The organism is Nonomuraea sp. NPDC050451 (assembly GCF_044458585.1).
The window spans coordinates 247,735-258,786 of the sequence record NZ_JBITHZ010000010.1 but is presented as its reverse complement, the minus strand read 5'-3'; the positions used below and the strand labels follow the sequence as shown (position 1 = coordinate 258,786).

The 11,052-nt window shown below is 74.1% G+C and carries 5 protein-coding genes; all 5 read right to left on the bottom strand.

The genetic code is table 11. The features are described 5' to 3' along the window. Window positions 1-26: 26 nt before the first annotated feature. On the bottom strand, window positions 27-731 hold the full coding sequence (locus ACIBI9_RS29865; protein ID WP_397226532.1) for a BTAD domain-containing putative transcriptional regulator: 705 nt from the start codon (window positions 729-731) through the stop codon (window positions 27-29). 263 nt (window positions 732-994) lie between these two features. Then, window positions 995-5,101 carry a DUF4157 domain-containing protein gene (locus ACIBI9_RS29860; protein WP_397226530.1) on the bottom strand — a complete coding sequence of 1,369 codons (4,107 nt, stop codon included), beginning with the start codon at window positions 5,099-5,101 and terminating at the stop codon, window positions 995-997. Window positions 5,102-5,103: 2 nt separating this feature from the next. Further along, complete coding sequence (locus ACIBI9_RS29855; protein ID WP_397226528.1) at window positions 5,104-6,426, bottom strand: DUF6519 domain-containing protein; 1,323 nt, start codon at window positions 6,424-6,426, stop codon at window positions 5,104-5,106. Window positions 6,427-6,436: 10 nt separating this feature from the next. Next, window positions 6,437-8,503, bottom strand: coding sequence for a phage tail protein (locus ACIBI9_RS29850; RefSeq protein WP_397226527.1), 2,067 nt, complete (start codon window positions 8,501-8,503; stop codon window positions 6,437-6,439). Next, on the bottom strand, window positions 8,500-11,001 hold the full coding sequence (locus ACIBI9_RS29845; protein ID WP_397226525.1) for a putative baseplate assembly protein: 2,502 nt from the start codon (window positions 10,999-11,001) through the stop codon (window positions 8,500-8,502). The genes ACIBI9_RS29850 and ACIBI9_RS29845 overlap by 4 nt, the downstream gene beginning before the upstream one ends. Window positions 11,002-11,052: the final 51 nt, after the last annotated feature.

Genomic DNA, 11,052 nt, shown 5'->3' with positions numbered 1-11,052 from the left:
CGGGGGAGCCGCCCGTCCGGGCGCGGTCAGCTCGGCGCAGGAAACTCGACCAGGCCCGTGAACTCGGTGCTCGGCCGGACCTTGATCTCCCGCCACAGCAGCTCCGTGAACGCGCGCACGGCACGGACCGCCTCGACCAGGTTTCCCTCGGCGAGGTGGATGCGGACGACCAGGCGCTGGGAGCTCTCGCGCAGCGGTTCGTACTCGACGGCGGCCAGGGCGAGGTCCAGCGCCCGGCCGTAGGCGCCCTGGTCGAGCTGCCGTTCGGCCAGGGCCTCCAGGGTGTGCAACTGGAGCTGGCGGACGCGCTCGCGGACGGCGACGACCCACTCGTCGTACCAGCCGGGCAGCAGCACTCCGCGCGGCGGCACCCACGCGCCCTCGTCCTCGGCCTGCGCCGGTCGCCGCCCGTGCAGCCGCCGGCTCAGCGCCTGCAGCTCGTCGACGTCGACCGAGACCCGCGAGTCCAGCCGCATGGCCGGGCCGCCCGTGACGATCAGCCCCGGGCAGGCCCGGCCGGCCCGCCAGAGGGTGGTCCGGAGGTCGGCCTGCGCGTTGGCCTCGCTGGAGTCGGGCCACAGGCTGCCTGCGGCGAAGTCGCGGGTCGCGGTGCCGTGCAGGCCGAGAAAGGCGACCAGCCGCCGAGCGCTGTGCGGGAGCTCGCCCCACCGTGCACCGCCCGTCTCAGCGCATGCCGACACCTCGAAGGTGCCCAGCAGACGCAGGCTCACCGACCCCTCCGGCCGTGCATCGTACGCCGCGACAGCAGAAGTGCTGTCCATCGGGCGCCCCTCCTATGCACGAACAGATCCCCCTGGGTTTTATGTTGTCCGCAGATGATCTGTCAATAGGGCGCTACCACCTGTGAATCCTGAGATGGAATTAAGTTGCCGGATCGGCTGTGAACTGGGCTTTTGAGCCATACTCCGGCGACCGATAAAATCACCTTGAAACCGCCGAACATCCCATTCACCGTCGAAACATCGGCATTTATTCAGCCGTATTTGGTCAGTTCCGGGTGGCGGCGCAGCGCGTCGTAGGTCTTGCGGTCGGGGCCGTAGGCGTCGGCGCGCGACCCGTCCTCGCCGCGTTCGCGGAAGACCTCGCGAAGCCTGTCGACCAGCGGGTCCCACTGCGTGTAGACCGGCTTGAGCTTGTTGAGCGACCGGATGACGGCGATGACATCCGGCCCCCGGTACCACGGCGGATGCTCGAGCTCCTTGCGCACCTCGGCGAAGACCGCCCTCTCCTGATCGCGCAGCGTCAGCATGGCGGGGATCAGGCTCCGGAGCCTGGCGTTGCGCTCCTCCGTCGCCTCGGCCTCGGGGGCGGGCGCGGGGGGAGGTCCTATCGTTTCCTTCTGCGCGGGCGCGGGCGCCAGTGCCGTCTTCAGCTTGCGCAGCTCGGCGCGGATCTCCGTCTGCCTGTCGCCGATCCTGCGCAGCATCTCGGCCACCGCCGCCACGTCGGTGAACTGCTCGGAGGCGGCCGTGATGGCTCTGGCGGCCTTGTCGAGCCTGAGGTTGTCGGCCTTGAGGCCCGCCTGGGCCTCCTCGAAGGCCCCGGCCGCGGCGCGGGCCTTGAGCTGGGCCACCCGATCGCCCACCACGATCGTCTCGAACGCCTCCCGCTCCTTGGCCAGCTCGGCCGGCCAGTCGTAGCGCACGCCGCCCTCGGCCTGGCCCTGCGGCCGGACCACCGCCTGCACGGCGTCGGAGGCGCCGTCGTTGTCACTGGCGTACTCGGCGAGCGCCCGGCTCATCGCCTCCCGGTCCCCGCCGCTCGCGGCGATCCTGCGGCCGAGGCGCTGCCAGTCCTGGAAGCTGGCGATCCGGCCGCGGAAGGCGTGGTTCCACCTGCCGGGTTCCCGGGAGATCGACGCGATGGTCGCGAAGTCGTCGTCCGTCAGCTTCATCCCGATCACCTCGGTACGGGACTGCAGCAGCTTGCTGCCGCCGGTGGCCAGTTTGAGCGCGCTCGCGACGGGCGACTGGTCGGCGGCGGAGGCCAGCGCGCGGGCCGAGGCGCCGAGGTCGGTCTCCGAGGTCGTGGTGCTGACGTCGCCCGTGGCCTTGTCGCCGGGGCCGACGGCGGCGGTGACGGCCTGCTCGGTCCGGTACTCGAGCTGGGGGCCCGACGCCACCCCGGCGCCGGCACCGCCACCCGTCGCCCCGGCGAAGAGCTTGTGCGTGCCCGTCTCGTCGACGACCGTCTTCTCGGAGTAGGAGTGGGTGGTCGAGATGGACGCCTCCAGCCCCGCAAGGCCCGCCTTGGGGGTCAGCGTGGTCGACCAGCCGGTGCCGGACTCCGTACCCGCCACCCGGGTGGGGTCGGCGGCGGCCAGGGCGGTCAGTTCGGCCGCGCCGTCGACCGCGAGTATCCGGTCGAACCTGGTCTGGAAGTCCGGGTCGCCGGGGTTCAGGCGGAAGGTGACCGCCCTTCCCTCCGACGTCGTCCTGCCGTAGCTGGCGCCGGCGCTCACGGCCCCCGACGAGCCGGACGCGCCGATGGACCTCGCGGTCTCCGACACCACCTCGACCGTGACGAGCACGGCCCCGCCCCTGCGCGCCACCGTGCGCTTGAGCGACCTGCTCCTGCTGTAGGAGACCTCGGCGCCGACCGGCGACCTGCCTCCGCCGGTCAGGCCGAGCGAGCCGCCGATGCCCTTCTTGGCCTCCAGGCTCGCCTGGTCGCCCTCGCCGAGCTTCGCCGCCTCGGCGGCCGACAGCGGGGCGGCCAGGGTGGCGAGCCACTGCCGCGCGTCGTCGACGCTGCCGCGCGCCACGAGGTTGACGATCCGCAACTCCTGCTCCGCGCCTCCCGAACCGTCGCGGGCCAGGTCCCCGAGGTAGCGCTTGGTCTCCTCCGCGGTGAACCGGTGCACGAACGTCCCGGTCACCGACCCCGTCGCCGACAGCGACGCGCTCGCCGTTCCCTTCCGTCCCGCCCCGCCGCCCAGCGTGCCGGACGCGCCGATCGTGACGGTCACCATGAGCTGGTACGCCGGCGGCTCCGTCGCCTCCACCCGCGTGGCCTTCACCACCACGCGGGCGTTGCCGGCGACGGATCTGGTCGTGGTGAAGCCGTTGCCGTACGCGGTGGTCTTCTGCGCGCCCGCCGAACCCTGCCCGCCGAACCCCTCGGGACCGGCGACGAGGCCGGCGCTCGCCTGGCGGCCGGTCCGGGTCCCCTGCTGGAGCCTTCCCTCCTCGTCGAACGTCCCCGTGCTGGTGTCCTTGCTCCTGGTGAGGGTCAGGCTGCCCTCGTTCCGTGCCACCGTGGTCCCTGTCGTGCTCTTGGACGTGGCCTCAGGACCCCCCTTGGGGGGAGCCTGGACCCCGGACACGGGGACCGCGGACGCCTTCGGCGGCGTACCGGGCATCGGGGCGGGGTTCGGGCCAGGCGCGGGCGCTGGGGCTGGGGCCGGTGCGGGGGCTGTGGGTGCTTTCGGCGTCGGGGCGGGGGCCGGGGGCTTGGCTGGCTGGGGGGTGGGGGCCTGCTGAGGAGCCTCCGGTTTCGGCTTGGCCTTGGGCGCCTTCGGCTGGGTCTGTGCCTGCTGGAGGATCGCGTCGTCCGCATCGGCCCGGACCGGGAGGCTCACGATCCTGCGCCGCGGCTGCGGGGGCGGGGCCGGCTGTGGCTCGGCCGGGCGTCCGGGGCGGCGCTGCTCGACCGTCGGTTCGGGCCTCGGCGGCTTGCGCGGGAGCTTTTTGATGGCCTCAAGAGCCGGGGAGATGTTCGCGGGGACGTGCTCGCGCAGCGGATCCTTGGCCCGGGAGGTGCCGGTGGTGGCGCCGGCCGCCCCGAGCTTGGCCGCGCAGTGCGGGCAGATGAGGGAGCTGGCGCCGACCGCGACCAGCTTGAGCCCGCGCTTGGCCGCGTAGGCGATCAGCCTCGCCTCCGCGTCCTTGAGCGCCTGCTGCGCCGTACGCTTGCGCTGCGGCTCGTCCGACTCCGGCGTCTCCCCTTCGACGGCACCGCCCTCATGCTGGTCGGCGAGATGCGGTCCCGGCGGGGACGCCGGATCGGCCTTCCGCACCACTCCCGACTGGGGCACCGGTTCGGCCTTCGGCACCACTCCCGACTGAGGTACCGGCTCGGGCTCGGGCTCGTGGGCGAGCGCGAGCGCCGAGCCGGGCGTGGGCACCGGGCCGGGGGTCGTGGAAGGAGCAGGGGCCCCGGAAGGGGCGGGGGTCGCCGAAGGCTTGGCGGCCGGAGCCGGTGCGGCGGTTCCACCCGGTACGACCTTGAGAGCGGGAGCGTCCGGCTTCTGCTTCGGCATGCGTTCGGCCTTGACCCACGTCTCCCCCGCCACCAGCTCGACCAGCTTGCGGTGCTTGCCCTTGGAGGTGGTGACGAGTTGGTGCAGGTTGCCCTCCTCGTCCACGGCGTACCCGATCGCGACGGTGACATCCCCCCGCTTGGAGCCCTCGGCGTCCTTGCGCTGCTCCTCAGGGGTGCGTTCGTCGGGCTTGCCCTCCTGCTCCGCCTTGGCGGGCTTCGCCGCCTGCTTCGCGTCCCACTGGGCGAGGCGCTTCTGGACGACCCCCTCCATCAGCGCGTGCGCCCGCAGGTCGGCCGCCTCCTGGAACTCCCGTAGCCGGGCGAGCGCCTCGACGTCCTCCGGGCTCGCGGGGCCGCCCGTGTCCTCCGCCATGGCCAGCCCGACCGACGCGCTGCCGCCCACGGCCACCGGGCCGCTCTCATGGACCACCGCGTCGGCCGCCGCGTGGGCGGCGGCCTCGAGCCCGGCGTGGCGGGTCGGCCGCGGGCCCGCGCCGCCGCGCTGCTGGATGACGTGGGCCAGCTCGTGGGCGATCAGGTGCCTGCCGTCGGGGGTGTGCGGCGCGAACCTGCCAGGGCCGAAGACGATCTGCTCGCCGACCGTGTACGCGCGGGCGCCCAGCTCGCGCGCCGATCTCCCGGCCGAACCGTCCGAGTGCACCCTGACCTGGCTGAGGTCCTGCCCGAACCGCTGCTCCATGGCCGTACGCGTCCCCCGGTCCAGCGGCTCACCCCTGCGCGCCAGCTCCCTGCGGGCCGCGGCGGGGACGGGCGCGGAGGCCCGCGCGGGTTCGGCGCGTCGCTCGCCGGCCGCCATCGTCAGAGGCCGTGCGTGAGCGGCAGCGCGAACGACGTCCGCCAACCGGTGACCCCGTCGCCCTCGACGACGGCCAGCGGCGCGTAGTGGTAGGCCACCCCGTGCGGGCCACGACCCTGCGGATGGTGCCAGATGACGTCGCCCAGGGTGCGGCGCGCGGGGAAGACCCAGTAGTCGCCCGTACGGTAGCGGTGCGGGCTGCCGCGCTCGCCGGTGAGGAAGCGCACCTCGACGCCCCGCTCCAGCGGGATCCACCCCGTGTCCTTCCTGGCCGCCTGCGCCTCGGTCACCGGGATGGCCCCGTCGGGTGACTTGGCGGGCGGCGTGTGGTCCCAGCGCCGCAGGTACGGGTGGCGGCGCCGGTCGATCGCGGGCGGCGGCGCGTCCAAGGTCACGGTCGACAGGTCCACGTCCACGTCGGCCACCTGGCGCAGCGGCGCGGCCGGACGCGGCCAGCCCAGCTCGCGGCGCAGCGAGACCGCGTCGTCCACGGCCTCCACCCACTGGCCGACCTCCAGCGTCGTGTGCCGGTCGCGGCCCAGGCTGCTCACCTGGACCACGGGTCCGTCGCTCGCCAGGATCGGGTAGATCACCGAGCCGTTGTCCCGCGACCAGGCGAAACTCGCCCCTTCCCGGGCGGTGCCCCCGCTGCGGATCTCGACGCGGTAGAGCTGGTTCTCCCCGGTGTACCCCGCGTCGGACGGCGCGGTGCACGGGTCGTCGTCGGCCTCGTGCGGGCGCGTGGCCCGTACCTGGAGCACTCCCCTGTGCTCCGTCGACGCGGCGGCGGCGATCCAGTCGGCGACCCAGGTCTCCAGCGGCACGTCGCCGGTCGGCACGGGCACGGCGCGCGCCTGCCAGACCACCTGGGCGCGGCTGCTGGTGTCGGGGTGGTGCGGGCCGAGCGCGGGCTCGTGCAGCCTGGGGTCCTCCACCTCGGTGACGTGCCGCTCCCAGACCTTCAGGTAGACGAGGTACCTGCCCTTGGGCAGCCGGTCGGCGCCCGCGACGTCCAGCACGGCGTGCGGCTGCTTGGCGTAGGTGGTCTCGACCGGGTTCTCGACGCCGATGCCGTTCACGTAATAGCGGCCCGCCCCGATGGTGAAGTCCGCCACGGCCGGGTCGCCGACGGCGAAGCCGAGCGCCGGGCCCGCCGGCCCGGCGTGGGGGCCCATCAGGTCGGCCAGCGCGCCGCGCAGCTGGTGCAGCAGGATCGCCGTGTGCTCGTTGCGGTTGGCGTCCAGGCCGACCCTGCCCTGCAGGTCGAAGACCGCGGAGTAGCCGCGCTCCGGCGAGAAGGTGATGTTGGAGAAGTCTCCGTGCACAGCGGTCTCCCTAGGTGGCGTTGATGACGGCGGCATCGACACCGAGGGGGACGAACCCGTCCAGGTGGTCGACGAGATTGGCGAGTCCGCGCGCCTCGAACAGGTCGTGGAAGGCGCCCATCTCGGCCCCGTCCTGCGCTCCCGTGCGGATGGCGTCGGCACAGGTCTCGTGCAGCCGGCAGTAGCCGGGCGTGCCGTACCTGACGCTGGTGAACCTGGGCCGCAGCCGGTTCTGCGAATCGGGCGGGCACCGGTAGCGCGGCGGGCCGCCGTGGCAGGCGTAGGAGACGTAGGAGTAGCGCGCGCAGCCGGTGTCCCGCCTGGCCACGTGCACGCAGCCGGTGACGATGGTGTCCTCGGCGAGCCTGAGCAGGTGGACGCGCACCTGGCCCAGCACGGTGCAGCGGCGCAGGGTCAGGTCGGCGTAGGCGTTCCTGGCGTCCACGCCCGTCACGGCGGCCAGCTCGCGGCCGGTGGCGTCGATGATCGAGTCGTACGCCTCGACGATGAGCGGCTCCCCCGCGGTCTCGTCCTGGTCGACGAGGATCGTGCCGGTGATCGACCGTTCGAGGCGCAGGCGGGCGGTGGTGCGGCGCAGCTCGATCGACGGCTCCTCCCCGTGGCGGGGCTCGCACCGGTCGTCCAGCTCCCACCCGGGCACGAGGGTGCAGTGCCTGACGGTCACCTCGCCCACCTGCCCGGTGATGTCCACGCTGCGGCCCGAGATCACCAGCCCGTCGAGGAGCAGGCGCGGGCGGCGCGCGGAGGGCGGCGGGCAGTCGGCGTCGCTCCCCGGCGGCGGGGTCTTGCGGCGGGCGCGCACCGAGAGCGCGTCGAACCTGTTGGCCCGCTGGTTGAGCAGCCTGATGACCGGCCGCTGGTACGGCGCCGCCCGCAGCTCCAGCCGGTCGTCCAGGTCCAGCTCGACGCAGAGCGCCTCGGTGTAGTCGGCCGAGTCGACGATCTCCACGAGCACGTCGTGCAGGGACGGGTCGGCCTCCTTGTCCTCCTGCCACTGCTGCAGCGCGGCGGTGATCGAGCCGCACCCGTCGCCACCCACGACGTACCGGCGGCGCTCGCCGACGGGGGTGGTCGCCCTGGCGTAGGCGCCGCCGCCCATGCGGTCGCCGAAGCCGTAGCACCAGCTCACCCACACTCCTTCCTCCGGCGCCTCGTCCGGCGGGAAGGCGATCCTGCCCAGCACCGGATCCACGACCACCTGTCCCGGCTGGGCCCGGTAACGCCAGTCGCTCAGGTCGGCGCCGACGATCCGGCTCGCCGGGATGGGGTTGTCCAGGCTGTCGCGCCAGATCCGCAGGGCGCGGCCCGGGCCGTAGTACTCGGTCACGGCCGCGGCGAACTCCTCGCGGCCGATCGGGTGCGGCAGGTCGGCGGGTCCCGACAGGTGGGCGGCCTTCGGCCCGGTGCCCTGCGGGGCGAACAGCTGGGTGTCGATGCCCAGCACGTTGACCAGGTAGCGGCTGTAGCGCTGGTCGACGCAGAACGCCGGGGCCCGGGTGACGAGGAAGGACAGCAGCCGCCACACGTACAGCGCCAGGCTGGGGAGGTTGTGCAGGCCCCTGGTCAGCTCACTGTTGATCCGGCGCACGTCGGGCAGCCTGGGGGCGGTGTCGAAGGGCCCGCCGACGCGCTCGCAGGCGACGAGGTCGCGCACGTCGAAGGTGGCCGGCCGGTCCGGGTGGAGGTGCCGCAGGTGCTGGTCGCGCACCAGCATCCGGTACGTCTCCACGGCCCGCGCGGGCCGGCCGGCGACGTCGAAGGCGAGCTGTTCCAGCGCGGCGGCGGTGCCCTTGCGCCGGCGTACGGCCACCGCGTCCGCCACCTCGGCGCGGGAGACGCCCTCCCGCTCGATGCCGACCAGGGCCGCGATGTACGGCACGATCCACTCGTCGCAGGTCTCGACGAACCAGTTGGCGTACCAGGTGTCGAGGTCGTCCTCGATGACGCGTACCTGCTCCTCGATGATCCGCAGCAGCGCCCGCAGCGCGTGGCCCCGTTCCTCGTCCCTGCTGCGGTGGATGGCGGGCAGCAGCGCCGCCAGTTCGTCGCGGGTCATCGGGCCACCTCCACGTGCAGGTCGACGAACCCGTCCAGGCCGGGTGTGATCAGGACGAGCTCGGCGGGGTCGATGCGGACGCCGTCGGCCCGGGTCCTGGCCGCTCTCGCGGGTATCCGGTCGGCCACGCCGGTGACCGCGGCGGCGTCCGGGGCGGTCGTGCCGCGGGTGGCACCCAGCCGTAGGACGTCGGCGAACGCGACGCCGGGCACGCGCTGGAGGGCCGCGACGACCTCGGACAGGTGGACGCTGCGGCCGAGGGCGCGCGCGTCGAACCCGAACGCCGACTCCAGGGCCGCGCGGACCTGCGGGCCGACCAGGTCGGGGGCGCGGTCGGCGTCGATCCACACGTTGGCCTCCAGGACGACGTTCCACAGCGTGCGCGGCGCCGCGGCGACCGGCACGCCGGGGTCGCCGTAGCGGCGGCAGGCCGCGAGCAGGCCGCGCAGGAGGTCGGAGTCCGGCTCGATCGGCGCGTCGTCCACGCCCGCGACCGTCAGGTGGACCAGTTCCCTGCCGCCCGCGCTCAGGCGGGTCGCCTCGGCCTTGCCGATGCCCGCGCGGGCCAGGGTGAAGTCCGCGTAGTCTCGCAGGCCCACCAGCCGGTCCATGGCCAGCGTCGGCAGCGGCGCCCGGCCGCGCAGCGCCGAGTCGGCGTCGTGGTCGGTGCCGCCGCTCGCGCGCAGCGGGTTGGTCACGGCGCTGACGCCCAGCGGTTTGGTCTGCAGCTGGCTGAGCTGCCCGGCGCGTACGTTGCCCGCCCTGCCGATGCCCACGCGGTAGGTGAAGGCCACGTTGCCGGTGCCGGTGGGCAGCCGCGATCCGCGCCTGCCGTCGCCGAACTCGACGCTCGCGCCGCCCGCGGCGTCCACGTTCACCTGGTAGGCCCGCTCGGACGGCCCCGCCCAGGCCAGCTCGGGGACCTCGTGCCAGGCGATCCCGCCCACCCTGACGACCAGCTCCGCCTCGGCGCCGTCGGCGTCGGGGGTGGCGACGTACGTCAGCGGCTGCTGCCCCAGGATGAACCGCTGGCCGGCCGTGCCGGCGTCGCCGCTGCCCGCCGCGGGTTCGAGCTTCGTCTCGCCGTTCGTGGCGCGTACGACGTTGCCCCAGACGGTGACGGTGGAGCGGCGGTAGCTGCCGCGCAGCGGGGCCGCGAGGTCCAGCACGGTGTGGTCCGGCACGGTCCCCGACGAGGAGACCCGCCGGGTGCCGATGACCCGCGCGATCTCGCCGCCCGGGGCGGTGAGCGGGCCCGCGTCCTGCGGCATCCCGGATACGACGATCGTACGGCCGGTCGGCAGGTCCTGGATCACCACGCCGAGGTCGATCGAGCCGCCCTCGACGGGCGCGGTGATGGGCTCGTCGGCCAGGGCGAGGGGCTCGGCCTGGACGTAGAAGGTGTAGCCGCGCAGCTCGCCGAGGGAGCGCCCGGCGTCGCCGGGCTGCTCGGGGACCCACGGCGCCACCAGCACGAGCGCGGTCACCCTGCCGGAGATGCCATAGCGGGCCAGGCCCAGCGTGCGCACCTCTTTCACGAGGTTGACGTTCACGAGGCCGTCGCCGGAGACCACCACGATCCAGCTTCCCGGGAGGATGCGCGGGTAGTCGGCGTCGAGCGGGAGCAGGGTGCGCGAGCCCGCGTCGGAGTCGTACAGGCTCTCGTCGAGCTCCCAGTCGGGGTCGTCCGCGGCGAGCTCGCCGATCACGCCGGGCGTCGCCGGTGGGAGCGGGGCGGCGGCGCCGAACGTGGCCGCCTTGGCCCGCAGGACCTCCAGCCGGACGAACTCCGCCTCCTCGTCGTCGTCCTCGGCCACGCCGGCCGGGGGCGACTGGAGCGTGACGGCGGTCACCTGCGCGTCCAGGTCGGTCTCCACCGACTCGACGATCCTCAGCAGGGGCGATCCGTCGGTGAAGTGGAAGAGCAGGCGGTCGTTGGGCGCGAGCCCGGTCGCGACCCCTTCGACGTGCACGACCCGCAGGGAGGCCGCGCGGCAGCGGGTGAGCCGCGTCGGGCGGCGCAGCCTGGGCGGCAGCGCGCCCCACGACGAGCGGGCCACCAGTTCACCGGCCGTCTCGAAGATCTGCGGCTTGGCGCCGGGGTCGGGCACGCTCTGCACCCTGGCGCCCGCGGGCACCCGCACGAGCGGGTCGGCGGGATCGGGGTCGAGGGTGTAGGCCAGCCAGGCGCTCGCCGCCAGCCCCGGCCGGGGCCGGTAGCCGACCAGCGCGGCCAGCTCCACCAGCGAGCGCCGCTCCTTGGCCGTTCCGAGATAGCCCTCGTCGGCGATGCGTTCCTGGTAGAAGGTCAGCACGTCGCCGACGCAGGCCCACGCGTCCAGCAGCGCCAGCGCGGGGTCGTCGGGGGCGCGCGTGGTCAGCCTGGCCAGCTCGGGATGGTCGGCGGAGGCCAGCCGCCCGATCATCCTGGCGAGGAACGCCGCCCGGGTGCCCACGCGGACGCTCAGGCTCGACCGCCCCGGCGGATTGGCCGTCACCTTTCCCGGGGGCAGCGGTGTCCCCGAAGCGCACCGCCCGCAGCATCCCGC